Origin of the sequence: Streptomyces sp. NPDC059895 (assembly GCF_042731035.1) — a bacterium.
Classification (GTDB): domain Bacteria; phylum Actinomycetota; class Actinomycetes; order Streptomycetales; family Streptomycetaceae; genus Streptomyces.
The window spans coordinates 1-23950 of record NZ_JBHWKO010000043.1 but is presented as its reverse complement, the minus strand read 5'-3'; the positions used below and the strand labels follow the sequence as shown (position 1 = coordinate 23950).

The window sequence follows — 23950 nt, the reverse complement described above, 5'->3', positions numbered from 1 at the left end:
GCGTCGTGTCCCGTACACCGGGTCAGACGGTGATCGTCTTGTACTCGGTGTACGTCCCGAGGCCGACCGCGCCGTACTCGCGGCCGAGGCCGCTGGCCTTGAAGCCGCCGAACGGGCCGTCGAAGGCGACGGAGGCGCCGTTGACGGTGATGGTGCCGGTGCGGACGCGGCGGGCGACGGCCAGGGCGTGTTCCTCGTCGGCGGACCAGACCCCGCCGGACAGTCCGTACTCGGAGTCGTTGGCGATGCGGACGGCGTCGTCCTCGTCGTCGTAGGCGATGACGACCAGGACCGGGCCGAAGATCTCCTCCTGGGCGATGCGCATGGAGTTGTCGACGTCGGCGAAGACGGTGGGGGTGACGTAGTTGCCGTTCTCCAGGCCCTCCGGGATCTGGGGGCCGCCGGTGACGAGGCGGGCGCCCTCCTCGATGCCGAGCCGGATGTAGTTGCGCACCCGCTCCTGCTGGTCGGGGCGGATCATCGGGCCGATGAAGGTGTCGGGGTCGTTCGGGTCGCCGACCTTGAGCGACTCGACGAGTTCCTTCAGTGCGGCCACGACCTCCTCGTACCGGCCGCGCGGGGCGAGGATGCGGGTCTGGGCGATGCACGACTCGCCGTTGTTGAGCAGGGAGCCGAACCTCACGCCCGCGACGGCCTTGGCGATGTCGGCGTCGGGCAGGATGATCGCGGCCGACTTGCCGCCCAGCTCCAGGCTGACGCGCTTGAGCTGCTCGCCGGCGATCGCCGCGATACGGCGGCCGGCCCGGGTCGAGCCGGTGAAGGCGATCTTGTCGATCTCCGGGTGCGACACCAGGTGCTCGCTGGTCTCGCGGTCCGCGGGCAGGACGCTGATCACGCCTTTGGGCAGGCCCACTTGTTCCAGCAGTCCGGCCAGGAAGCCCATGCTCAGGGAGTTCTCCGGGGACACCTTGAGGATCACGGAATTGCCCGCGAGCAGGGCGGGGATGATCTTCGAAGTGGCCGAGGAGAAGGGCGAGTTCCACGGGATGACCGCGGCCACGACGCCGACGGCCTCGCGGCGCACCACGCTGCGCACCGGGGCGGCGGGGTCGGAGGGCGTCAGGGTCTCCTCCCAGCCGAACTCCTCCGCCGCCTTCAGGTAGGCGTTCGCCTGCCGGGTCAGGCCGGGCTGTCCGGCACGGGTGAACCAGCCGGCCGAGCCGTTCTCCAGCGAGATCAGGTGGGCGATCCGCTCCGCGTTCTGCTCGCGCAGGTCGTTGAAGCGGCGCAGGGTCGCGATGCGTTCCTTCGGCGGGGTCAGCCGCCACTCCCCCGCCTCGAAGGAGGCGCGGGCCTCGGCCACCGCGCGGTCGACGTCCGCCGGCTGGGCCTGGGCGGCGCGGCCGACCACGGACCGGTCGTGCGGCGAGGCGATGTCGAGCAGTTCGGGGTTGCTCGGCTCGACCCAGGAACCACCGATGAACAGACGGTCGTAGGTGATCATGTGCTTTCTCTCTTCGCGCTTCGGTTCAGGTCTTCGCAGTCTTTGCAGGCCTTACAGGCCTTACAGGCCTTGTGGGTCGTGCGGGTCTTCGAACGCGCCTTTAAAGTGACACTTTAATGTAGCACTTAAATTCTCTAGAAGCACTCTATTGACGCGCTTAGGGAGCAATCAGCCTCACCGTGGGCACTGCGGTCGAGAGGCTGGATCCGGTGCACCGCACCGTGCTCGACACCGTCTTCGGGCGCAGCGGCGGCAAACCGCCGTCGGTGATGTCGCTCGGCATCGCCGTCCTGGACCTGCTGTCCCTGTCCTCCTCGACGCGACCGCTGCTGCTGGTCGTCGACGACGGGCAGTGGCTGGACGCCTCCAGAGTCGCGGTGCTCGGTTTCGTGGGGCGTCGGCCGGCAGGGGTCCGGTGAAGCTCGCGCTGGGACCGCGCTCGGACATCGCGTCGGACCTCGACACCGCCGCCCTGCCAGAACTGCAGGTCAGGCCCTGCCGGAGGCGGACGCGCGGCTGCTGCCCGACCAGTGCCACCCGGGCCTGGACGCGCCCGTGCGCCGTCTGGTGCTGGAACAGGCCGGGAAACCCGCTGGCCCTGCTCGAACTCCCCGCCCACCTGCGTGTCGGACCCGCGGAACTGGCGTCCGCCGGGGTGCTGGGGCTGCGCGACGCCTCGCTGCCGTTGTCCCGGCGCCTGCAGCATGTGTACGGCACACGTGTGAGGGCGCTCCGCGACGAGGTCCGTACGGAACTGCTGCGCGGCGCCCTCGACGGGGCCGGGGCGACCCCCCGCAACCGGGCCCGCACCCGGTCTCGGGCGCTACCGCATGCGCGATGTCGACGAGGCGGTGACGGCGGGCCTGCTGTGGATCGACCCGGTCAGCGGCGACGTTGTGTTCCGCATCCGCTGGTGCGTTCCACCGTCGTGCAGACGGCGACCCCCAACCAGCGCCGTACGGCACACGCGGTGCTCGCCGGGGTGCACCACGACGATCTGGAGCGGCGGGCCACGCATCTGGCGGCCTCGGCCGGCGACCCGGACGAGGATGTGGCGGCCGTACTGGAGGCCGCCGCCGAGTCCGCGACCCGGCGGGGCAGCGCGGTGGCGGCCGTGGCCTGGCTGACCCGGGCCGCGGAGCTGAGCGAGGGTCATCAGGAACGGTCCCGCAGGCTCGGCGACGCGGCGTTCGCCGCCGGTCACGCCGGGCTCTTCGACCAGGCCCAGCGGGCTGGTCCGGTCCGACCGGGCGCCGGGCCCGGCTGTGCGTGGCCGCCTATCACGTGGACACCCTCAGCCGGTACCGGCCGCATCTGCAGCGTGCCGTGGACCACGACATCGAGACGGGGTTCGCGCGAAACACCATGACCCCGCAGCACCTGATCAGTTGCTTGCTGGTCAGAGCCGCCGAGACGTTCGAGCGGCTGGGCGCCGCCGCCTACGCCGAGCGGGCGCGGGCCGCGCTGCGGGCCACGGGGCCGGCCACCCGCGCGGTGTCCGTGCGGCCGGCCGAACCGACCTGGCAGGAGCGGCGGATCGCGGATCTCGCGGCGATCGGTCTGACGAACAAGGAGATCAGCGAGCGCATGCACCTCTCACCCCGCACCGTCAGCTCACACCTGTACCGGGTGTTCCCCAAGCTCGGCATCGCCTCACGCGCCGCCCTGCGCGACGCACTCGGCAGGCTGGAGGAGGACAGGCCGGCTGAGCCGTCAGGGCATCAGAGGCGCACCGTACGTCTGATGACGGTGTTCGAGCCCTACCGTCAATTGACTGATGTGTCCGTTTTCATCACGGACGAGAGTGTGTGCCGCGGCCACGCTCGCGGAGCTGAACGGCTTTGAACGTGCCGCCCGCACGGGCCGGGAATTCATCTCGTCACCTGTTTGACAGGTGACGAGATCCTGTGTCAAGGTCGTCGCGCCAAGAGCAGCGGTGACCCCGGCGCCGATGCGAGCAGGCGGCCTGCCGGGCGCGGACCGGTCACCGGAAACGCACGAGAGGGTTTGACATGATCAACAGGCGTTCCTTCAGCAAGGCAGTCGGCCTGGGCACCGGAGCAGCCGCCGTCTCGCTGACCGGCCCGCAGACCACCGCGTCAGCCGCGCCGACCGCGCCCACGGCGGGCAGCGACTCCGCCACTCCCGTCGTGCCCACCATCACCCCCGGCACCCACACCGGGTTCACGACGCTGAAGCACGTCAAGGCGGGCGCCCTGAACGTCGGTTACGCGGAGCTCGGCCCGACCCACGGCCCGGTCGTCCTGCTGCTGCACGGCTGGCCCTACGACATCCACAGCTTCGTCGACGTCGCCCCGCTGCTCGCCGGCCAGGGCTACCGCGTCCTCGTCCCGTACCTGCGCGGACACGGCAGCACCCGCTTCCTGTCCCGGCACACCCCGCGCACCGCCGAGCAGTCCGCCGTCGCGCTGGACATCATCGCGTTCATGGACGCCCTCGAGATCCAGAAGGCGACCCTGGCCGGCTTCGACTGGGGCTCGCGCACCGCCGACATCATCGCCGCCCTGTGGCCCGAGCGGGTCAAGTCCCTGGTCTCCACCAGCGGTTACCTCATCACCGACGTCAAGGCCCAGCTGTCGCCCGCCGCTCCGGCCGTCGAGCACAACTGGTGGTACCAGTGGTACTTCGCCACCGACCGCGGCAAGCAGACCATGGAGGACGAGACCAAGCGCATCGCGCTGTGCCGCTACGTGTGGACGCTGGTCTCCCCGAACTGGAATTTCTCCGACGACGTCTTCGACCGCACCGCCGAGGCCTTCAAGAACCCCGACTACGCGGCCATTGTCCTGTTCAACTACCGCTGGCGCATCGGCCTGGTCGAGGGCGAGCGGCGCTACGACCGCTACGAGAAGCAGCTCGCCGCCCAGCCGCCCATCGGGGTGCCCACCGTCACCCTCGACGCCGCCCTCGACCCCTTCACCGCGCCCGGTGACGGCACCGCCTACCGCAGCCACTTCACCGGCGCCTACCTGCACCGCACGATCGCGAACATCGGCCACAACCTGCCGCAGGAGGCACCCACCGCCTTCACCCAGGCCGTGGTCGACGCCGACCGCCTCTGAGCTCCCCCTTTCCCTGGAGCACGGCGCCTTCGCCGACGGCTCCAGCTGGAACGGCGTCATCTCCCGCCTGCGCGCCGACGGCTACCCGGTCGTCGCCGCAAAGCCGCTGCACGGCCCGGCCGCCGACGCCGCCGCCCTGCGCACGGTCCTCGACCACGTCAAGGGCCCGAAGATCCTCGTCGGCCACTCCTACGGCGGCAACGTCATCAGCCAGGCCGCCACCGGCGACCCCGACGTCCAGGCGCTCGTCTACGTCGCGGCGTTCCTGCCCGCGCCCGGCGAGAGCGCCCTGGAACTCACCAACAAGTTCCCGGGCTCGACCCTCCCCGAGGCCCTCGACCCGGTCACCTACCAGCAGGCCGACGGCTCCACCGCCACCGACCTGTACATCCAGCAGGACACGTTCCGCCACCAGTTCGCGGCCGACGTGCCCGCCAAGGAGGCCGCCCTGATGGCCGCCGCGCAGCGGCCCATCGCCCAGGCCGCCCTGGAGGAGAAGGCCACCACCGCGGCCTGGAAGTCCAAGCCCAGCTGGGACATCGTCACCACCGAGGACCTCAACATCCCGGCCGCCGTGCAGCGCTTCATGGCCGAGCGGGCCCACGCGCACACCACCGAGGTCGCCGCCTCGCACTCGGTCGCCGTCTCCCAACCCCGTCTGATGGCCGACGTCATCGAGCAGGCCGCCCGGGCCACCGTCCGCTGACACCTTCCGGAGGACGGCCGGACGCTGCGTCCCGCCGTCCTCGGCAGTGCCACCGATCCCCCCACCCGGCACACCCCACGCGTGTGCGGTTCGCAGGGAGAATGAACGTCATGGCCGCACACTCCGACCCCCGCAGGCTCGGGGAGTTCCTCAAGGCCCGCCGCCCGGCTGGACCCGGGTGAGTGCGGGCTGCCCGAGACGGACTCCGCCCGCCGGGTCACCGGACTGCGCCGCGAGGAGGTCGCCCAGCTCGCCGCGATCAGCGTCGACTACTACACCCGCCTCGAACAGGGCCGTGTCCGCGCCTCCGCCCCCGTGCTCACCACCCTCGCCCGCGCCCTGCGCCTCGACGACGACCAGCAGCGGTACCTGTACGAACTCGCCGGACGGAGCGACGCGCGCCCCCGCCGCCGGCCCGCCCAGCGGACACGTCCCGCCATGCGCCGCCTGCTGGACCAGCTCACCGAGACACCCGCACTCGTCCTCGGCCGACGCCTGGACGTCCCGGCCTGGAACCCGGCCGCCGTGGCCCTGTACACCGACTTCGCCGCGATCCCGGCCGACCGCCGCAACTACCTGCGTGTGCTGTTCACCGACCCGTCGGTCCGCGCACCGCACCTGGAGTGGGAACACGACGCCCGGGACGCCGTCGCCGCGCTGCGGATGGAAGCCGGGGCCGACCCCGACGACCCTGAGCTGGCCCGCTTGGTCGGTGACCTGTCCGCTCAGGACGCGGACTTCCGCGGATGGTGGGGCGAGCACCGGGTCAACAGCGCGACCTACGGCACCAAGCGCTACCGCCACCCCCTGGTAGGCGACCTCACCCTCGACTGCGACACCTGGTCCGCCCCCCGACGACTCCGGTCAGCGCCTGATGGTCCTGACCGCACAGACCGGCAGCCCCTCCCACGACGCCCTGCGCATCCTCACCTCCTGGAACACGGAGCGACCGGGCACGGAGCGACCGAGCACCGAACGGCCGGACGCCCCGGCGCGCGACAGCACCACGCGGCCTCGGAGCGGATGAACCAGCACCCCGTTCCCGCTCGTAACCCTGGTGTGGGAAGAGGTGACGCACTGGCGTACGACATCCGGGGCAGCGGGCCCGGGCTGGTTCTCCTGCCCGGGATCGGGGGCTGCCCGGCCTCCGGTGTCTGGGGAACCGTGCCGAGCGCGCTCGCGGCCGAGCACACCGTGCTGCTGCCCGACCTGCCCGGATCGGGGCGCAGCGCGCTGCCCGCGGGCGAACTGCGCACCGACACCGTGGCCGAACAGGTCGTGGAGACGGCACGGGTGGCCGGGCTGCGGGACTTCGTGATCGCGGGGACCTCGCTCGGCGCGGCCGTCGCCGTGACGGTCGCCGCCCGCCATCCCGACCGCGTCCGCGGCCTGTTCACCCTCGCCGGTTTCGCCCGGCCCCGTACCCCGCTGTGGCTCAGGCTGGAGCAATGGGCCGCGCCGCACACCCGCGCCGACGACCGCGACCGGCTGAACGACTTCCTGGCCTCGCTGCTCTACTCCGAGTCCTATCTGACCGGCCTCACACCGACAGCCGCCAAGCGGCTGACCGCTCGGCTGGCGGCGGCGCCCACGCCCGGCACCGTCCGGCACCGTCCGGCACCGTCCGGCAGATCAGGATGGCCCTGGGCCTCGACGTCCGCGCCGACCTTCCCGCCGTCACCGCTCCGACACTGGTCGTCGCCACCATGGCGGACCGGTTGGTGGCCCCGGAGCACTCCGTGGAACTCGCGGAAGGCATACCCGGCGCACGGCTCACCGCGGTCGAGGGCCGACACACCGCGGCCCACGAACAGCCGGAGCGGACGCTGAAGATCCTCACCGGCTTCCTCGACGACATCCGCCCCACCCGCACCGCCGGCCGGCCGGCCCCTCACCTCGGGCCGCCCCCACCGGCGCTGAAACCCGCACCGAGCCGCTACCGGTCACTGCGGGGCCGCACCCGTACCAGGCCGGGCGTGGCAACGCTCCCTCAGTCGGCCCGCCGTTCAAGAGCCACGGTCGCGACGCGGAGCGCGGCGTGCAGTTCCGTCACCTCGGTGACGGTCGGGGACACGACGCCGGACCAGTCGCCGCGCAGCCCCGGCCAGACGGCCAGCAGGACCTGGGTGCGCGCGAGGCCCAGGTGAGCGGTGACGTCCATGCGGTCGTCGCCCGCGGACGTCCAGGACAGCCGGACACGGCCCTGCGGGACCCGGGACGGTCCGCTGACCGGCATCCAGGTGGCCATGAACCGACCGTGCTCGGGCGTCACCAGGGCACCCAGGACGTCGGCCGGCATGGGCTCGCGGGTCAGGGCGGACAGTTCGACGGGCATCCGCTGGGCCTCGGAGCCCCGTACCAGGGTGAGAACCGGTCGGCCCGCCCGGTCGCCGCGCTGACGCCGCGCGGACGGTGACGGGACGGCTCGTGAGCGGCCGTGACACGGCCGGTCGGACCTGTCGTACCTCGTCATGCGGTCTTCCTTTCATACCGGCGACGCGCCGCCTCCGTCCGGACGACGGGGCGGTGTAGGTTCCCTTCAGAATACGTGTGAACCCGAGATACGTGTGTCCTGTACCGTCCTGCCGGACGTGGCAGGACGGACGGGCCGGGTGCCATTCACCCTTGAGGGACCGGAGCATGATGAGATCGGACGCGCGCTCCAACCGTCAGCGCATCCTGGAGGCGGCGGCGGAGGTGCTCGCCGTTCCCGGCGACACCTCGCTCAAGTCCATAGCGCGCAGGGCGGGCGTGGGCCAGGGGACGCTCTACCGCCACTTCCCCACCCGTGAGTCCCTGGTGCTGGAGGTGTACTGGGAGGACGTGGAGGCGGTGGTGGATGCCATGCCCGGCCTGCTGGCCGCCCTGTGCCCGTCCCTCGCGCTGCGCGCCTGGCTGGAGCGTCTGCTGACCCTGGGCAGGTACGAGCCGGAGTTCGCGGACGCGCTGGCGGGCGTGGCCGCCGGTGTGCCGACGGAGCAGTGCCGACAGGCCTGCCGGCCGCTGCTCGACGCCCTGACGGCGCTGGTGGACGCCAACGAGAAGGCCGGGACCATTGAGGGGCCTCGCGTTTTCCGGACAGGCTTCTGACCGTTTATTTCACGCGGCGATTCGCAACTTCTCGTGCTCGGCGTGGACTTCGCACGGAGGGCGGTAACCCACCGCCGAGTGGAGGCGTTTGCGATTGTACCAGAATTCGATGTAGCGAGTGATGTCCTGCCGGGCGACCTCGCGGGTCAGGTAGGTCACCCTTGATACGCGCTCGTTCTTCAGGGCGCCGAAGAATGATTCGGCCATGGCGTTGTCGAAACAGATCCCGGTGCGGCCGGCAGATCTGCGGAGCCCGAAGCGGTCCAGCGTCCTCCCGAACTCGGCTGACATGTAGTTACTTCCGCGATCCGAGTGAAATATAGCGCCGACCGAGAGGTTCCTATTCCGTGCCGCGTTACGGATCGCCCTGGATATCAGCGGGGTTTGGTAGTGGTCGTCCATCGCGTAACCGATGACTTCCTTCGTGCAGCAGTCGATGACCGTCGCGAGGTACAGCCAGCCTTCCCCGGTCGCGATATACGTAATGTCACCGACGAGCTTCTCGCCGGGCGCATTTGCGGTGAAGTCGCGGCCGACGAGGTCCGGGACCTGGCCGGCCGCAGCCTGAGTGAGGTTGAACCTCTTCGGCCGTGGCTGGCAGGGCACCAGACCCAGTTCGCACCAGGCGGCGGACCAACTCCACGCCCGCGGCGATCCCCCAGCGGTGCAGCTGGGCCTGGATGCGCCGGTGCCCGTAGGTGCTGTCGGACATGTCGAAGGCTTTCTCGATGAGCAATTTCAGTTCTTCGCGCCGCTGAGCTGTCGCGGATTCCGGGCGGGATCGCCAGTCGTAGTAGCCGGATCTGGAGACGCCGAGTCGGCCGCACATGAACTCGACGCTGTATGCGTACTTCTCGGTGTCGAGCCGCATCTCGTCGATGAACTCGTACTTGCTTGCTACCGGGGATCCTTCGCGAAGTACGCTGCGGGTCGGGTGGCCCGGGGGAATTTCACCCCCGGGCTCCCACAGATCCCGGCGTGACAGTCTCCCGTCACCGGGCTCCTATTGTCCTGATCACCAGATCGAGTGGACCCATTTCCAGTGGGCGAAGAAGAGCGGGTACGCGGTGGTGACCTGCTTCCATCGCCGGTGGAAATTCTTGAAGGTCTTCAGCCGCCGGTATTTCTTGCGGACCCAGCGCATCAGGTAGTAGTTGATGCGCTTGAGGAGGGGATACAGCTCGGTGCGGTAGAAGGCACCGTAGTACTGCATCCAGCCGCGGATGATGGGGTTGAGCCATCGCGCGAACTCGCCGAGGGTGTAGCCGATGTGCATGTGGAGCCGCCAGGAGCGGACCTCCGTGCTCATCTTCTTGAGGGCGTCCTTGCTGGGCGCCGGAAGGAATGAAGTGAAGATCTTTCCGTTCCGGTCTCGCGCTGGACGACGCTGGAACGTGAAACCGAGGAAGGTGAACGACGTTGCCACGAAACCGTCGTGGCGCCCGTCTCTTCCGCAGTACACGATCCGGGTCTTGGCCGGGTGTAGTTGCAGGCCGACCTCTTCCATCCTGTTCCCGATCGCCTTCAGGACCACACGGGCCCGGCGCTCGGCGTCGCAGTGCACGACCGCGTCATCCGCATAGCGTTCGAACTGGACGTCCGGAAAGCTCCGGGAGAGCCACAGATCGAACGCATAGTGCAGAAACAGATTCGCCAACACGGGAGAAACCGCCGATCCCTGTGGGGTTCCGCGATCCCGCTGCCGCAAGGTGCCGTCGGGCAGTTGCAGTGGAGCGGCAAGCCACCGCTTCACATACAACACGACCCACGCGGCATCGGTATGGGTCTCCACCGCCTTGATGACGAGGTCCCAGCGGACACTGTCGAAGAATTTGGAGACATCGAGATCGACGGCCCACTTCTTCTTCCAGCACCGCCGCCGGCATGCCTCAACCGCGTTCAGAGCCGACCTGCCCGGCCGGTAGCCGTAGGAGTCCGGGTGGAACACCGGCTCCACCTGCTTCTCCAGATGAGCGGCCACCACCGTCTGGGCGATTCTGTCCGCGACCGTGGGCACACCGAGCAAACGAACCCCGCCGCCATGCGACTTCGGGATTTCCACACCTTTCACCGGAGGGGGAAAGTAGCTTCCCGAGGACATTCGATTCCAGATCTTATAGAGGTTCCTCTTCAGATCCTTCTCGAACTCCTCGATCGTGCAGCCATCCACCCCCGGAGCACCCTGATTGGCCTTAACCTTCAGGTACGCCTCCCAGACCTCCGTCTTTGATATCTCGAACGACTTGATCTGTGACTTCAGCTCGCCCACGCAGCTCCTCCCAGGGAGTTCCTGGTTGACCGAACAAACGAACCACGGACAATCCGGCCCCTTCGCTCCGCTCCCACCGCGCCCAGCAGGAGGTTCACCGCTACTACGAACCGGTCCGCCAACACACTTCGCATCGGTACTCAGTTCCTCACGGGTTGTCCGCTTGGAAGGCTCCCTTTCACAACACCGCGTAAAACACGCAGAGTTGAGGCATCGAAGTGTGTCTTCCCACGTTCCGCACGAAAGCAGCAGACCAGATTCACGTCGCCTCCACGCCGGGCACCATCCGGCCAGTAAACGGGTTTCCGCCAGACTCATCCCGGGCCAAAAAGTAACACCCGGTTCTGATGCCATTTCATCAATAACGACGCGTCAACAGCGATCCCCTGCAAGGGGACTGCGCTCCGTCTCCCTGATCCCCACCTGACGCCTCACGGACGCCTTTTCCACAGTCGCTCACCACGGTCGCGTCACCGCTTCCGCAGCATGTGGCGGTTTGAAGCCTCCCCCCGCAGGGCGACTCCGAAGGGCCGAAAGTCCTTCATCTCTCGTGCAGCACCGCGTTCAGCTACTCAACTACCGCAAGCAGCCTCCCGCGTTCGTGGCACACCTTTTTTCAGGAAGGTAACTTCCATCTCCAACTCGCGGTTGCGTCGTTCGAGTTCCTTCAGGCGCGCCCGCTCGTTCACCGTCAGTGCCGCATCGGGGGCCGGTTCCTGCTGATTCTGGTACTTCTTCACCCAGCCGCGTAGCGTCTCCGAGTTCAGCTCAAGCTCCCGGGCGACTTCGGAGATCGCCTTGCTTGACCTCAACGCGATCTGGACAGCTTCCTCGCGGAACTCCGGCGAGTATTTACTGGGTGGCGCCACTTCTTCCTCATTTCCTTGTTCAGGACAACCCTATTGGGTGCCTGTCCGGAAACTTCGTGGCCCCTCACACCTTGTAGTAGCCCTCGGGCGGCTTCGCCACTGCTTCCTCCTCCGTGTCGTCAGGCCGCCAACTGCGGTCTGATCTCTGGGAATTGGTGTAGCAGCGGGCACTGACAAATCCGCCGGTTTGATCAGCGGAGGCCTTGGCAGTGCCTCGAAAACGCGCCGTGATGCGGTCACGGGTCCGGCGGTGTTCGAACATGCGGGACAGTGGTTCTCGGATCTGCGGAAACTCCTGTCATGCGGACTGGACTGGCGTGTTCTGGTACGGCTGCGGTGGCCGATGCAGGTGCTCATGCACCGCAGTGCTCTGTTTCCGTCACTTCGATCACATGCAGAAATGGCATGAAGCAGTACGTGTTCGATGCGCTCCTTCTGGGAGGCAGGTCGGGTGCCTTCAGGGATGGGCGGCTTTCGACGCGGGAGCGCTGTGGGGCTGCCTTTCTCGGCGGGGCCGAGAGGGGTACAGGCAGCCCCGGCGGTTGTGGCTACGCCTTGGGCCGACGGCAGGTTGAAGATCAGTGAGTGTGCGCGGCGTGGGGCTTGCGTTTCGTCGGCGAGGGCGGGTCCGGCGTCCGTCGTGGGGTCATTCGGCCGCTTCGGTCAGGTGGGTGAGGGTGGAGCCGTCGATGTTCTTGGAGATGTGCAGGCGTTGGGTGATGCGGCGGCGGAGTTCGGGGACGTGGCTGATGAGTCCGACGGTGCGGTCGTGGGCGCGTAGGGAGTCCAGGACGTCGAGGACTTGGTGGAGGGTGTCTTCGTCGAGGGTGCCGAAGCCTTCGTCGATGAAGAGGGTGTCCAGTGCCTGGCCGCCGGCTTCGGCGGTGACGATGTCGGCCAGGCCCAGGGCGAGGGCCAGGGAGACGTAGAAGGATTCGCCGCCGGAGAGGGTGTCGGTGTGGCGTTTGTGTCCGCTCCAGGCGTCGAGGACCTTGAGGTCCAGGCCTGATTTGGCGCCTCGGGCGGCTCTGTCGTCGGAGTGGACGAGGGTGAAGCGGTGGTGGGACATGCGTGACAGGCGGGTGTTGGCGGCGTCGACGACGTCTTCGAGGCGGGCTGCCAGTACGTAGGACTCCAGTTGCATGCGGAGCTGGTTGCTGGGTGAGCCGCCGCTGATGAGGCCGTGGAGGTGATCGACGGTGCGGTAGGTGTCCTCGAGGGGTTCCAGGCGCTGGATGTGGGTGTCCAGCTGAGCGGTGAGGGTGGCCAGGGCGGTTGTCCGGTCGGCGGCCTGGGTGGCGAGGGCTGCCGTGCGGGAGTGGGTTGCGGTGGCAGTGTTCAGTTCGGTGACGGCGTGCTCGAGGTCGGCCGGAGGCTGGTCGATGGCTGCTTGCAGTTCGGGTTCGGCGAGCCGGGCGGTCAATACGAGGCACTGTTCACGCCAGTGGGTGATTTGACTCTCGATCGCGGTGAGTTCGTCGTCGGGCAGGCGGGCGGCCGAGGCTTCGGCCGGGGAAGTGAAGCTTGCCGCGTGGGCTGCCTGCTCCGCGAGAGCGGCGGCGCTGTGGCGGCTTGCGGCGGTTGCTGTCACGGTGGCCGCGCACGCGGCGGCGGCCTCGAGGCGGCCGGCGTGCTGGGTGAGGTCGGTGATGCGGTCGGCGAGTGTGGCGTGCCCGTTGAGGGCGGTGGCGAGGCGGTGGGTGAGCTCTTCGCGCTGCGTGTGCAGGCTGTCGTAGGTGGCGTCGGCGGCGCCCAGGCGTGCGGTTGCGGTGTTGCGGGTGTGCTCGGTTTCGGCCTGTTCCTTTTCCAGGAGGGCGAGTTGTTCGCTGGCCGGTCCGGCGTCGGATGCCTGGGAGAGGGCGTCGGCGAGGTGTTGTTCGAGGGTTGTGCGGTGGGCGGTGAGGTCGGCGAGGGGGGTGTCGCCGCCGGCTTCACCGCGTGCCGTGGCGGCCTGTTCGTTCAGGTGGGCCAGGGTCTCTTTGGCCTTGTTCTCGCTCTGCTGGGCGCGGGTGTGGGCGGCTTCGGCGGCCTGTTCGTCGGCGGCGGTGGGCTGGCCTGGCTGGGCGGTGGCGGGTGTGGGGTGGGTGGGGGAACCGCATACGGGGCAGTCTTCGCCGTCGACGAGCCGGCCGGCGAGCTCGGCGACGATGCCGTCTGTACGACGGCGCCGGATGTCGATGTACGTTTTCGCGGCTTGCTCGGAGTCCTTCTCGGCCTGGCTGAGGACTTTGTGGGCGGCGCTGATCTGCTGGTCGAGGGCGTCACGGCGTCTGGCGGCTTCCAGCTGCTTTTCGACGAGGTTGAGGGTGGGGGTGAGTTCGCGGCTGGTCTCCTGTGCGCTGCGGGCGTCTTCCAGGCGTGCGGCCAGGGCGGCGCGGCGTTGGGGAAGGGTGTTGAGCCGTTCCTGGGCGTCGGTGAGGGTTTCGGTGAGCTGCTGGCGCTCGCGGTCGAGTGCGGCCAGTTCTGCCGTGTGGCGCTGGAGGGTGGCCTCGTCGGGCAGCAGCGCTTGGACGGCGCCGGTGTCGGCGTGCAGTTGCTGCGCGGCGTGAGTGAGGGCGGCGGCGTCGAGGGATGCGTGTTCGGGCAGCAGAAGGGCGCGGGCGCGGCTGTCGTCGTCCAGGGCACGGGTGTGCTTGAGGTCGGCGGTGTGTGCGGTCTCCAGGACGGATTGCAGTTGCTGGGCTTTCACGGCGCGCTCGCGGCGGTCGGCGAGGCGGTCGTGGTGGGCGGTCTGCTCGTTGAGCAGGCTGAGGTCGTGTGCGGTGGTGCGGTGGGTCTGCTGGAGACGGTGGAGGTCGCGGACGGCCTGTTCTGCGATGCGGGCTTGCACCAGCTGCTGCTCGGCGGTCTCGGTGGCGGTGGTTGCGGTGTCTTGGAGGGTGAGGGCCTGGCGGTGCAGGGCGCTGGCCCAGGCGCGGGCGGGTGCGGTGAGGGTGGCGGGGTCGTCGGCCCGGGGGGCGTCTTGGGCGGGTTCGAGGTCGTCGCCGGCTGCCTGCTGGATGCGTTCGGCCAGGCGCAGGACGTCTGCGCGGGCCTCGTCGCGCGTCTTGGCTGTGAGGGTTTTGCGGGTGGCGAGGAATTCTTCGATGAGGCCGAAGCGGCGGGTGCCGAAGAGGGTGCCGAGCAGGATGCGGCGTTCGGATGCGTCGGCGCGCAGGAACTTGGTGAACTCGTTCTGCGGGAGCAGGACGACCTGGCAGAACTGCTGCCGGGTCAGGCGCAGGAGGGATTTGATCTCTTCTCCGGCTTCCTTGTGGGACTTGATGATGCCTTCCCACTGGCCGTGTCCGTGTTCGTCGAGGACCCACTGGTGCAGGTAGGTTTCGGCCTTCTGGTCGACGAGTTCTGCGCTGTTGCGCAGGTGGGGTCGCTTCTGGGCGGGGATTCTGCGGATCTGCAGGCGCTTGCCGGCGAGGGTTACTTCCAGGGTCACTTCGGTCAGCAGGTCTGCGGGAGCGTGATCGCTGCGCAGCCGCATGTTGCGTTCGTGAGGCGGCAGGCCGTAGAGGGCGAAGCAGATGGCGGCGAACAGGGTGCTCTTGCCGGCGCCGGTGTCGCCGTGCAGGAGGAACAGGCCGTCGGCGGACAGGGCGTCGAAGTCGACGGTGTGCCGGCGAGCGAAGGGGCCGAAGGCCTGCAGGCGCAGGGAGTGCAGACGCATGTCAGACGGTTTCCTTCTCCTGGGCGCGCACGCGCATGTCGTCGACGGCCTCTTGCAGGAGGTCTGCCTCTGCGGTGGTGGGTGGGGTGCCGCGCACGGCGGTGATGAAGTCGTGGGCGATGTCGAGGTCGCCGCGGCCGCGTACCCGTTCGCGGTAGGTGGGGCTGTCGGTGGCCTGCGCCGGGATGCCGGCGGGTACGTGCCGCATGTCCAGCGTCTTGGGGAAGCGCTGTCTGAGTCGTGCCATCGCCTCGTACGGGAGGGCGGTGTCGGTGAGGGTGACCTGCAGCCAGGCTTCGCTGTGAGGTTCGTGTGCGGGATCCGTTAGCAGGTCTTCGATGCGGCCGGTCAGCCGTGCCAGCGGCAGGTGGAGGCTGGCCGGGATGTCGTGGCGGGTGATCGTGGGGGCGCCGTCGGCCGACAGGTCGGCCAGAGTAAGGGATTTGGTGTGGTTGGTCTCGGAGAAGGAGTAGGCCAGTGGGGAGCCGCTGTAGTGGATGCGGTCGTTGACGCTCTGCGGGCGGTGGAGATGGCCCAGGGCGGTGTAGTTGATGCCGTCGAAGAGGTCGGCGCCGGCGTGGGCGATGCCGCCGACGCTGATGTCGCGTTCGCTTTTGCTGGTGGTGGCGCCGGTGATGAAGGCGTGGGCGAGGACGACGGAGCGGGTGCCCGGTCGGGTGGCGAGGTCAGCGCGGATGCGGTCCAGTGCTGAGGTGAGAACGGCCTGGTGGGAGGCTGTCTCGGCGTCCAGCTGGGTGCGTGCCAGGGCGGGCTCGAGGTAGGGCACTCCGTAGACGGCGACGGGTCCGTGCTCGTCGTCGAGGAGGACGGGGCGGGCAGCGTCGGCGGGATCGGTGCGCAGGTGAACGCCGGCTTTGGCGTACAGGCCGGAGCCAGTACCGAGACGGTGGGCCGAGTCGTGGTTCCCGCTGATCATGACGGTGGGGATACCGAGGTCGGCAAGCTGGTGCAGAGCCCGGTCAAACAGGCGTACCGCGTCCAGGCTCGGAATGGCACGGTCGTAGATGTCGCCCGCGATCAGCAGGGCGTCCACCTTCTGGGTGCGGGCGGTGGCGCAGATGTGGTCCAGGACCTTGCGCTGGTGGTCGATCAGATCTTCCCCGTGGAACCGGCAGCCGAGATGCCAGTCCGAGGTGTGCAGGAACCTCATGGGCACAGACCGTAACCAGAGTGGTGGGAGCTACGGGCGGTTTTCCCGATAAACGGTCTTGTTTCGGAGGCGTGGCACGCGAGGGAAAGGTTTCTTCGTATGCGCCGCCGGGTGGCGGAGCCGGACGCGGCTCGCAGGGTGATTGTCAGTGGCAGGAGGCAAGATAAGCAGTGGGGGAAGGAGGATGTGATGTCGTTATCGCGTTCTGCCAGGACCGAGCACACTGTGGCGCCCGGAGGCTGCCGGTGGTGCGGAATCGAAGCCCGCGCGCACGCGCGGCAATGGACTGCGGAGGCCGGATGGCACGCCTGGACGGCGCCGACCACTGAGCAGCGCAAGGAGCGCATGCTGCAGCGGCGAACGCAGCAGCAGATCAACAGGCGAGGGCCTGCACCTCGGTGAAGATGTCCCGTAGCTGCTGGGGGACCTCTTCGGGGGTGGTGAGCATGGACACCAGTGCGTAGAGCATGTCGGCCTTGCCGTTGGGGCTGCTCTCTGCGGCTCGCTGTTTGATCATGTAGAGGATGCGCTCGCTGAACTTGCCACCCCGGTGTTCGGTGAAGTCGTCGGCGCTCCACAGCTGGCCCTGGGGGCGGGGCCAGTGGGCGTTGGCGGCGGCCGCCCACTGGAGGTCGCTGAAGAGCTCCTCCAACTCGTTGTAGCCCTCGCTCTCGCCGACGTAGGCGACCTGCTTGGTGAGGTCGAGGCCGGCTTTGATGAGTTTCTCGGTCTTGAAGTGCTTATTGGTGCGGCTGTCGGCGTCGACCATCAGCATGACGGTGCGATGGTGCTTGGCGAGGTAGCCCGCAAGGTGGAGTGCTCCTTCGTTGTTGTCGCAGGCCCACAGGGCGATGCCGGCCGCCTGCAGGGGCAGTCCCTGCGAGAGGCGGAAGAGCAGGGGCACGCACTGCTGCTCAGTGGGGCCCTCGACTGCCAGGAAGCAGCGTTCGTGTAGCAGGACGGAGTTGCGCAGTCCCACCGCGGCGGCGATCTGTCCGAGGTGGAAGTCGATGCCGTCGTGGGTGTCGCCGTCGAGGCGCTCGACGAGGGTGCGGCCGCTGTCACTGAGCTTGAGGTGGACGACGTCGGCGATGTCGACGCCGTCGATGAGGTTCATCGAGTGGGTGGCGACGATGACGCTGACGTGGGGCAGAGCGCACTGCTTGCGGATGATGTCCATGACGGTGCGCTGGTGGCGGTAGTCGAGGTGCGTGTCCGGCTCGTCGTAGACGACGATGGTCTGCGTGGGCTGCGGCTCGTCCTGCTCGCCTGTCGCTGCGAGTTCGCTGCTCTCGAGGAGGCTGCTGGTCCACTCCCACACGGCGAGGGCGATGCGCCGGGTGCTGCCCTGGCCCGAGCGGGTCAGGTCCACGGGCTCGCCGTCGGCCTTGGAGACCTCCAGCGGCATCGTCCGGGCTCTCGTCCTTACCGCCGAACGCCAGCAGCCGCGGCAGCCGTGCCTCAAGGTCTTTCGGCAGCGGATGCCACTGGTCGGTCTGCGGGACGGTCGTGGCGTGCGCGGCGAGCGCGGCCAGCAGGTCTTCCTTCAGCATGCCCGACGGGGCAAGTCCGAACTCGGCGACCAGTTCGGCCAGGTCCTTCTTCATCAGCCGGCCCAGGCCCTGCAGACGGCTGTCGGCGGGCTGCGATCCGAAGAACTCCCAGCACGCCGCCTCACCGGCCCGTGAGCGACGCCGGATGCGCAGTTCGGCCGGTAAGGGGGCGGCTGCGGCCTGCTCGGCCGTGTCCAGGCGGAAGGCACCCTCCACCCATGTCTCCGCGCAGCGCTGCCCCTTGACGCCCTCGTCCTGCTGATAGGTGCGGTCCTCGTCCGTCAGACGGTGCTCGCCCAGCAAGAAGGCCAGCGCGGCCAGGACCGCGCTCTTGCCGCCGTCGTTGCGGCCGGCCAGGATCGTCGGGCTGCTGACCGGGATGTCCTGCACATAGGTCAGCGAGCGGAACCCGCACGCGGAGAAGCGGATGAGGTGCACGGTCGAGCTGCTCCGTATCTCCCCGCTCCGCCGGGCGACGGACAGGGGTGTGGCGTGCGGGCGTTACGCGTGCGGATGAGACGCCTGAGCACTCATCGCAGGCAGTCATCCTAGAGGGACGCAAAGCAACAGCTCCCCTTTTTAGGCCAGTTAGCGTCTCCCTGCTGTGAGGCTCACGGTCGGGCGATCACTGTGCGTACAGGCCGGGCGCATGCCACACGGTGGTCATCTCACGGGGCAAGTCATCAGGACCACACCGTACGGCTGGACCGGCGTGACCTATGGTGGCCGAGGGAGAGGGGCCGGGTGGGGAACGACAACGCCTACTGGGACTGGCGCGATGAGCAACTGAAGGCCAGCGAGCGCGCCAAGGGCGGAGAACCGTGTCAAGTCTGCGGGGAGCCGGTCCCGGCCAGGGCGCACTGGAAGCACCGCGACCGGCACGTGTGCTCGCCCCGCTGCAATCTGACTCTCAATCGGCGCTTCAACCGCCGCATCGAGCGCGGGGAAATCACCCGGCCGCCCGTGTTCTCACCCGATCCTCAAGGCGCCCGGCCTGCGCGGGCGTTTCGCACTCTGCCTGCTGACTCGCTCTTTCCGTATGAGATCCAGGGCTACTCGCCCAAGCCGGGCGACGTGGTGGAACGGCACGGCTCCGTCGTCGCCGTCCACCGCGCCGTCGATCTGCCGGATTACGCCATCCCCTGGCAGGTGAGACCGCACAGGGGCAGCAGCTGGCAGCTGGAGCAGGTGGCGCTGTCCGTCCACGTGCAGACCGGCGCGGCGTTCTACTACGTCACCGACCACACGTGGACCCCGACGTCTTTGATCCTGGGGGCCTTCCTGGGCCTGAAGCCACTGGATGACACCTTCGGGCCCTTCCAGGCAGAGCGCGGGACGTGGCGTTGGTACACGGAAATCATCCGTGATGTGGACGAGGCGGACCAGGAGTACACCTGGACAGCCTTCGTATGCGGCAAGGAGTCCGTACCTCGGCTGTGGACACCGGCCTACGCAGCCCGGTCCGAGCGCCTGCAGCGCGTGTCGCGTGCGGCCGGCAGCTACGCCGCCCGGATGCGCGAGCTGGGCCTGGAAGCCACCGTCGAGCGTCTGGATCCTCTCGCCGTGTACGAACGCGACGGCTGGATCTGCCAGATATGCAAGACGGCCGTCGAGCGTGAACGGGCCTGGCCCGACATGTGGTGCGCAACCCTCGATCACCGCATCCCGCTCACCGCAGGGGGCGAGCACACGCTGCTCAACGTCCAGCTCGCCCACTGGATCTGCAATCTCCACAAAGGCGACTACTTTCCAGTGGACTTGTAGTCCGTCTGCCGGACGGCAGTCGGCCGGGCACGGCCAAGGAGGCCGACCAGCTCGCCTGGCGGCGACCGGAGCGGATCTCCTACCAGCCTCGTTCGCAGAGGTCCGAACTGTACGACAATCAGTGCCGGGCCTCTCGTGCAGCCCATCGAGTTGCGGACGGCGCGGAGGTCGTGCCGACGCTCAGTCCGCGCACCTGCCACTCCCGGTCCCCGAAGCTGCCACGCCGACCACACCCCACCGCCTTCTTCACTGTGTGCAGGGCTGAGCGGCCGCTGAGGGGATCACGGCCCCGACACGCCCGCGTATCCATGGTGACCTGTGCCGATACGGCGGCGGCGCCAGGCGGGAGAAAACAGATGGCGCGGTGAGTATCGTCCAGGAACGCGAAAGAGCCCGGATCGTGTAGATCCGGGCTTCTTCGGCAGTAGCGGGGACAGGATTTGAACCTGCGACCTCTGGGTTATGAGCCCAGCGAGCTACCGAGCTGCTCCACCCCGCGTCGGTGTCCCCTACCGTACGCCATCCCAGCAGGCGCCGAAGACCACGTTTCGGCGCGGGCTCTATGCGGCGAAGCCGACATTGGTGACGTACTCGTACTGGCCCCACTGCGAGCCGAGGTCGACGATCGTGTCCTGCCACGCGGCGTCGAGGCCCTGATGGTCGCCGGCCGCCCAGGAGCCGACGATGCGGTCCCAGCGGCGCACGTTCATCGTCCGGTACTCCACCACGCGCTGCAGCTGCTGCGGCACCTGGGACTGGTTGAGCGGGTGGATCTCCACCCGGGTGCCGCGTCCGTCGCGGTTGAGGCGTCTGAGGAGATGGCGGGCGACGTTGTGACGGCGCACCGTCCGGTACGCCTGGTCGATGCGTTCCAGGCTGGTCTTGGAGGGGCGGCGTTTGCCCTCCAGCCAGGCCTTCAGCGTCCGGTGGGTCACGGTGAGTCCGGCGTCCTGCGCGGCCTTCAGGGTCTGGGTCGACTTCGTCAGGTAGTGCAGGCGCGCCATCCAGCCGCGCTTGGCGGTCACGGGAGTGGCGATGCCGCCCGCGAGTTCATCGAGTTTGCGCGCGACGGCGTCGCTGCCCTTGATGCCCTGGGCGCCGAACCGTCCGAAGTCGATGTTCTTCTGCGGCACTACTCCCCCTCGCCTTGGTGCTCAGCGGCGTCGGTTCCGGCGGTGTACGTGTCCTTGACCTTGACCTCGGTAACAGCTCGGCCTTCGGGGAAGACACGGCGCCAGTCACCGATGACGTGGAGTTCGTCGGTGCCCATCGCCCGGACGACGGCCAGGCCCTCGTCATGGGCCTTGAGTGCCTTGAGCCAGAGGTTGGCGAAGGCCTGGCTTCGGATGAGGTGCATCCAGTCCGGGCGGTAGAGCTCCCGGTTGTAGTTCGATTCCCCCATGGTGGAGACGAACTTGGAGTACATCGCCTTCACGTACTCCAGCGTCACCGTGTCGCCCTGCTCGATCGCCGTGTCGCGGGCGTCCTTCAGGGCGATACGGAACTTCTCCAGCAGGTTCTCCGTGGCCCCGGAGGTGTACGACTCGTGGATCTGAGGAGGCTCGCACAGCTGGTGCCTGGGGCCGGACAGGCGCAGCAGGAGGCGGAGCGTCGGCTCGGTGACCCACAGGGGACCGGGCTCGTCCCGCTGGCCGATCGGATTGGGCAGCACCGCCTCGTGCTCCCACTCGGGCGGGGTGATCAGGTGGACTCCGGAGCGGCGGCGGTCGTGAGCGAGGCCGGTGGAGTGCTCGAGCTGGCCCAGAGGGAGGTGCGTCTTGAGGGCGGAGAGGTAGGCGCCGTTGATGTCGAGCGCGGTCACCTGATGCCGGCCGGGCGGGAGTTCGTGCCGGGTCCACTTGGGGCGGGCTTCCCAGATCTGGTCCGCGCCGCGCGCGGTCTGCTTCTTGAGGATGTCGGGGATCCAGGGGTGCGCGATCACGTCGTAGCGGGCGCCCTTACGAGTCTTGTCCAGCAGTCGCATCGCGTCCGGGATGGCCCGCTTCACCAGCGCCACCGTGGCTGCGTCGACGTCGCCCCGGTGCTCGGCAAGCGCACCCTGCACGGCCTCGCGGATCAGGTCGACCGGGCCGGACGTCTCCTGGAACGCGTGGCGGGCCGGGCCCTTGGAACGCTCCGCCGCACGTGCCGGACGTGGCGTGCGCAGCGACGCTTTCAAGGTGTGCGTCGTGGGCTGTCCGGCTGGCGGGGCAGCTGGGGCCCCGGTGGCGGTGGGCCGGCAGTCGGCCGGGGTCAGGTGCTGAGCGAACCCCGCCACGCGTTGTCCGGCGGGATGGCCGCACAGCACACAGGGCTCGGGGGCGACGAGCAGCTCCACGTCGTCCCCGTCCTCGTCCTGGCCGAGGTCAGGCGAAGACAAGGGGGTGGCGGTCGAGGCCGTGCCTGACGTGACGGGCTGCTCCGCAGCCGGTGCCGCCTCGGTCTCGGTCTCGGTCTCGGTGGCGAGCTTGGCGTTCAGTCCGTCCAGCAGGTAGGCGTATTTGGTGCGGATCTCGCCGGCCGGGTCCCGGCCGCTTTCCCATCCGCTGAGGGTTGAGGGGCTCACGCTGAGCGCGCGTGCCACCTGTGCCTTGGACAGCCGAGCCCGCTCCCGCAGCTCGCGGCGCACGTGGGAGGGCGGGAGTTCGGCCTGGGGGCCGACGGTGTCAAGCAGCGAGTCGATCGCGTCGAAGTCGCTCACCGGTCCGTCCCCCTCGCTTCGGTCCGCACGGTACGGCGCCTGTCGGCGGGCAGCGCCTCGCACGCTCTGGTCGGACCCGCCAGGAGATCCAGCGCGCCGATGCCGTAGTGCTCGGCCAGGACGTCGACGTCGCGCAGGCTCCAGGAGATGGCGCCCGACTGCCGGCGCGACACCTGTGTCTGCGTCAGTCCCAGCACCCCCGCGACCGACCGCTGCGATTCACCCGTTACCTGCATCAACGCGGCCACCGTCAGCCGCAGCGACTCCTCCAAGTGCAATCCCATGCCACCATCTTACCCGAATCTATGCAACTTCCGCATCTGAATCAGCTTTTCACTGTCATCAATGCAGAAAAGCTTTCAGTGTTCTGAGGGAGCTGAAGATCTCGGGCACCCGGTATGTCAGCGATCCACGCCGCCGGGATCATGCGGAAGCCGTCGCGCCGCGCGCCGGGCTTCCCGATTTGCCTGGCGCGCCTGTTCCACCGCACGATCGGACAGGCACCGCGGGCACACGAGATCCACGACACGGCGGCGCAGGGCCCGGCGCAGCCGGAGCCCGGGCGGTGGCGGCCACCCACGGCAGTGGCGGCGCACCGTACGCACTCCAGTGCCCAAGAGCGCGGCGACCAGGGAGGCGTTGCCGGCGTAGCGGGCCAGGAGGAACGCCATCTGCGCCTGGTGGCCGGCCGGGAACCGGGCCGCGAACTCGGTGCGCTCCTCGGGCTGGAGGAGGGCATCGTGGCGTTCGCAGCGCGGCGTCTTCTTGTTGTGCCGGGCGATACCCGGCGAGCTGATGTCCATAGCTCAAGAAGCCTGCCGGGGCCTCCTGTGGACAGCGGGCGGCCATTGAGCAGTGCGCATCGTGAAGTTGCTGGTCACGGGTCTGGTGTGTGCGGGGTTCGGGATGCTCGTGGTGGTCGTGGGTGGATGACTTCGGTGAAGATCGTCGGTCACCGGGAAACTTCGCGGTTTGTGAGGACGCGCAGGGGCCTGACCAGGGCGGTCGCCCACGTCGGGTCGGTGCGGACCTTGCCGAGCACGCGCCAGTTCTTGAGGTGGGCGAAGCCGTGCTCCACCGGTGCCCGGACCGCTGCCAGTGCGGTGTTCGACAGCTTCTGGCCGCGGGTCAGGGGCCGGTTCCGAGCGGCCTTGTAGCCGGTGATCACCGCCAGGTCGGCGTCGGGACTGCTGTCGTCGAGCCCGACGAAGCCCAGGTCTGCGATGGCGCCGAGGCCGGCCGCCCGCAGCTTGGCGGTGAGCTGGTCGTGGCGGCAGGCAGTGATCTCCGAGGTGCGTCCGGGCCGGACCGCCGAGACCCAGAGCAGTCGGCCGCGGCCGTCGGTGAGCGAGATGACGAGCAGGCCATGGCATTTGCTCTTGCCGGAGTAGTTCTTCCGGTTCTCTTTACCGGTGCGCCGCCGGGTGCGATTCAGCGTGCCGTCCAACAGCACCACCCCGCCACCCTTGTGGGCGATCTTTTTGAGGGCGCGGTCCAGGCGCGGGGCGCGGGCGGCCAGCAGGCCGGGGCCTGTCCCCGAGTGGTGGACACCTCTGATCCCGGCCCCGGTAGAGGTCGGGTAGGAGGCATCTTTTATGGTGATGAAGGTCTACTCGCC

22 protein-coding genes, 1 tRNA gene and 2 pseudogenes are annotated in these 23950 nt (G+C 68.7%); 11 read left to right on the top strand and 14 right to left on the bottom strand.

Annotated features, from left to right (window positions below):
* Positions 1-22: 22 nt before the first annotated feature.
* Positions 23-1465 carry an aldehyde dehydrogenase gene (locus ACFV9M_RS33500; RefSeq protein ID WP_385073057.1) on the bottom strand — a complete coding sequence of 481 codons (1443 nt, stop codon included), beginning with the start codon at positions 1463-1465 and terminating at the stop codon, positions 23-25.
* A gap of 179 nt (positions 1466-1644) precedes the next feature.
* Between ACFV9M_RS33500 and ACFV9M_RS33495 the strand changes: the two genes are divergently transcribed.
* The 7 genes and pseudogenes from ACFV9M_RS33495 (at position 1645) to ACFV9M_RS33465 (ending at position 7084) form a co-directional block, all read left to right on the top strand.
* Entirely contained in the window at positions 1645-1884 is a 240-nt protein-coding gene (locus ACFV9M_RS33495) for a hypothetical protein (RefSeq protein WP_385073059.1), read from the top strand.
* A gap of 494 nt (positions 1885-2378) precedes the next feature.
* On the top strand, positions 2379-2834 hold the full coding sequence (locus ACFV9M_RS33490) for a hypothetical protein (protein WP_385073062.1): 456 nt from the start codon (positions 2379-2381) through the stop codon (positions 2832-2834).
* Complete coding sequence (locus ACFV9M_RS33485; protein ID WP_385073063.1) at positions 2792-3310, top strand: LuxR C-terminal-related transcriptional regulator; 519 nt, start codon at positions 2792-2794, stop codon at positions 3308-3310. Before ACFV9M_RS33490 ends, ACFV9M_RS33485 begins: the two co-directional genes overlap by 43 nt.
* 167 nt (positions 3311-3477) lie before the next feature.
* Complete coding sequence (locus tag ACFV9M_RS33480) at positions 3478-4548, top strand: alpha/beta fold hydrolase (protein ID WP_385073066.1); 1071 nt, start codon at positions 3478-3480, stop codon at positions 4546-4548.
* Between the two features lie 13 nt (positions 4549-4561).
* The gene (locus tag ACFV9M_RS33475; protein WP_385073106.1) at positions 4562-5254 is read left to right on the top strand and encodes an alpha/beta fold hydrolase; all 693 of its coding nucleotides are present in this window, start codon (positions 4562-4564) and stop codon (positions 5252-5254) included.
* Between the two features lie 110 nt (positions 5255-5364).
* Positions 5365-6281, top strand: a pseudogene (locus tag ACFV9M_RS33470) (helix-turn-helix domain-containing protein).
* Complete coding sequence (locus ACFV9M_RS33465; RefSeq protein ID WP_385102614.1) at positions 6278-7084, top strand: alpha/beta fold hydrolase; 807 nt, start codon at positions 6278-6280, stop codon at positions 7082-7084. The pseudogene ACFV9M_RS33470 and the gene ACFV9M_RS33465 overlap by 4 nt, the downstream one beginning before the upstream one ends.
* A gap of 160 nt (positions 7085-7244) precedes the next feature.
* On the opposite strand, the gene ACFV9M_RS33460 is transcribed toward ACFV9M_RS33465, so the two are convergent.
* A complete protein-coding gene (locus ACFV9M_RS33460) occupies positions 7245-7727 on the bottom strand; it encodes a hypothetical protein (protein ID WP_385073069.1) in 483 nt (160 codons plus the stop codon).
* A gap of 167 nt (positions 7728-7894) precedes the next feature.
* Between ACFV9M_RS33460 and ACFV9M_RS33455 the strand changes: the two genes are divergently transcribed.
* Positions 7895-8344 carry a TetR/AcrR family transcriptional regulator gene (locus ACFV9M_RS33455; RefSeq protein ID WP_385073071.1) on the top strand — a complete coding sequence of 150 codons (450 nt, stop codon included), beginning with the start codon at positions 7895-7897 and terminating at the stop codon, positions 8342-8344.
* A 9-nt stretch (positions 8345-8353) separates the two neighbouring features.
* Here the strand turns inward: ACFV9M_RS33455 and ACFV9M_RS33450 are convergent, their stop codons facing one another.
* Positions 8354-8959 (bottom strand): IS3 family transposase, encoded by a 606-nt coding sequence (locus ACFV9M_RS33450; RefSeq protein ID WP_385073112.1) that lies wholly within the window; start codon positions 8957-8959, stop codon positions 8354-8356.
* A 73-nt stretch (positions 8960-9032) separates the two neighbouring features.
* On the opposite strand from ACFV9M_RS33450, the pseudogene ACFV9M_RS33445 reads away from it, so the two are divergent.
* A pseudogene (locus tag ACFV9M_RS33445) lies at positions 9033-9272 on the top strand (hypothetical protein); the annotation flags it as partial.
* Positions 9273-9359: 87 nt separating this feature from the next.
* Here the strand turns inward: ACFV9M_RS33445 and ltrA are convergent.
* The 5 genes from ltrA to ACFV9M_RS33420 form a co-directional block, all read right to left on the bottom strand.
* Positions 9360-10613: a group II intron reverse transcriptase/maturase gene (gene ltrA, locus ACFV9M_RS33440; protein WP_385073074.1), complete on the bottom strand. Its 1254-nt coding sequence runs from the start codon at positions 10611-10613 to the stop codon at positions 9360-9362.
* A 572-nt stretch (positions 10614-11185) separates the two neighbouring features.
* Positions 11186-11482 carry a transposase gene (locus ACFV9M_RS33435; protein WP_385073076.1) on the bottom strand — a complete coding sequence of 99 codons (297 nt, stop codon included), beginning with the start codon at positions 11480-11482 and terminating at the stop codon, positions 11186-11188.
* A gap of 646 nt (positions 11483-12128) precedes the next feature.
* Positions 12129-15143, bottom strand: a complete 3015-nt coding sequence (locus ACFV9M_RS33430; RefSeq protein ID WP_385073079.1) for an AAA family ATPase — start codon at positions 15141-15143, stop codon at positions 12129-12131.
* A gap of 1 nt (position 15144) precedes the next feature.
* On the bottom strand, positions 15145-16314 hold the full coding sequence (locus ACFV9M_RS33425; protein WP_385073082.1) for an exonuclease SbcCD subunit D: 1170 nt from the start codon (positions 16312-16314) through the stop codon (positions 15145-15147).
* Positions 16315-16687: 373 nt separating this feature from the next.
* Positions 16688-17722: an ATP-dependent endonuclease gene (locus ACFV9M_RS33420; protein ID WP_385073083.1), complete on the bottom strand. Its 1035-nt coding sequence runs from the start codon at positions 17720-17722 to the stop codon at positions 16688-16690.
* Here ACFV9M_RS33420 and ACFV9M_RS33415 point away from each other — a divergent pair.
* Both ACFV9M_RS33415 and ACFV9M_RS33410 read left to right on the top strand, forming a co-directional pair.
* Complete coding sequence (locus ACFV9M_RS33415) at positions 17703-18002, top strand: hypothetical protein (protein WP_385073085.1); 300 nt, start codon at positions 17703-17705, stop codon at positions 18000-18002. The genes ACFV9M_RS33420 and ACFV9M_RS33415 overlap by 20 nt on opposite strands.
* 609 nt (positions 18003-18611) lie before the next feature.
* A complete protein-coding gene (locus ACFV9M_RS33410) occupies positions 18612-19631 on the top strand; it encodes an HNH endonuclease (RefSeq protein ID WP_385073087.1) in 1020 nt (339 codons plus the stop codon).
* A 425-nt stretch (positions 19632-20056) separates the two neighbouring features.
* Here ACFV9M_RS33410 and ACFV9M_RS33405 read toward each other — a convergent pair.
* The 6 genes from ACFV9M_RS33405 to ACFV9M_RS33380 form a co-directional block, all read right to left on the bottom strand.
* Positions 20057-20130: transfer RNA gene (locus ACFV9M_RS33405), tRNA-Met, on the bottom strand.
* A 61-nt stretch (positions 20131-20191) separates the two neighbouring features.
* Complete coding sequence (locus ACFV9M_RS33400) at positions 20192-20764, bottom strand: transcriptional regulator (protein ID WP_385073089.1); 573 nt, start codon at positions 20762-20764, stop codon at positions 20192-20194.
* Complete coding sequence (locus ACFV9M_RS33395) at positions 20764-22332, bottom strand: helix-turn-helix domain-containing protein (RefSeq protein WP_385073092.1); 1569 nt, start codon at positions 22330-22332, stop codon at positions 20764-20766. Before ACFV9M_RS33395 ends, ACFV9M_RS33400 begins: the two co-directional genes overlap by 1 nt.
* The gene (locus ACFV9M_RS33390) at positions 22329-22616 is read right to left on the bottom strand and encodes a helix-turn-helix domain-containing protein (RefSeq protein ID WP_385073093.1); all 288 of its coding nucleotides are present in this window, start codon (positions 22614-22616) and stop codon (positions 22329-22331) included. The genes ACFV9M_RS33395 and ACFV9M_RS33390 overlap by 4 nt, the downstream gene beginning before the upstream one ends.
* Before the next feature lie 117 nt (positions 22617-22733).
* A complete protein-coding gene (locus ACFV9M_RS33385) occupies positions 22734-23135 on the bottom strand; it encodes a hypothetical protein (protein ID WP_385073096.1) in 402 nt (133 codons plus the stop codon).
* A gap of 149 nt (positions 23136-23284) precedes the next feature.
* Positions 23285-23785, bottom strand: coding sequence for a transposase family protein (locus ACFV9M_RS33380; protein ID WP_385102611.1), 501 nt, complete (start codon positions 23783-23785; stop codon positions 23285-23287).
* Positions 23786-23950 lie beyond the last annotated feature (165 nt).

Excerpts from the sequence above, each read along its gene's own strand:
- ACFV9M_RS33500 (WP_385073057.1), bottom strand. The coding sequence starts at position 1,465 with ATGATCACCTACGACCGTCTGTTCATCGGTGGTTCCTGGGTCGAGCCG.
- ACFV9M_RS33480 (WP_385073066.1), top strand. The coding sequence starts at position 3,478 with ATGATCAACAGGCGTTCCTTCAGCAAGGCAGTCGGCCTGGGCACCGGA.
- ACFV9M_RS33465 (WP_385102614.1), top strand. The coding sequence starts at position 6,278 with ATGAACCAGCACCCCGTTCCCGCTCGTAACCCTGGTGTGGGAAGAGGT.
- ACFV9M_RS33460 (WP_385073069.1), bottom strand. The coding sequence starts at position 7,727 with ATGACGAGGTACGACAGGTCCGACCGGCCGTGTCACGGCCGCTCACGA.
- ACFV9M_RS33455 (WP_385073071.1), top strand. The coding sequence starts at position 7,895 with ATGATGAGATCGGACGCGCGCTCCAACCGTCAGCGCATCCTGGAGGCG.
- ACFV9M_RS33430 (WP_385073079.1), bottom strand. The coding sequence starts at position 15,143 with ATGCGTCTGCACTCCCTGCGCCTGCAGGCCTTCGGCCCCTTCGCTCGC.
- ACFV9M_RS33425 (WP_385073082.1), bottom strand. The coding sequence starts at position 16,314 with ATGAGGTTCCTGCACACCTCGGACTGGCATCTCGGCTGCCGGTTCCAC.
- ACFV9M_RS33420 (WP_385073083.1), bottom strand. The coding sequence starts at position 17,722 with ATGCCGCTGGAGGTCTCCAAGGCCGACGGCGAGCCCGTGGACCTGACC.
- ACFV9M_RS33390 (WP_385073093.1), bottom strand. The coding sequence starts at position 22,616 with ATGGGATTGCACTTGGAGGAGTCGCTGCGGCTGACGGTGGCCGCGTTG.
- ACFV9M_RS33385 (WP_385073096.1), bottom strand. The coding sequence starts at position 23,135 with ATGGACATCAGCTCGCCGGGTATCGCCCGGCACAACAAGAAGACGCCG.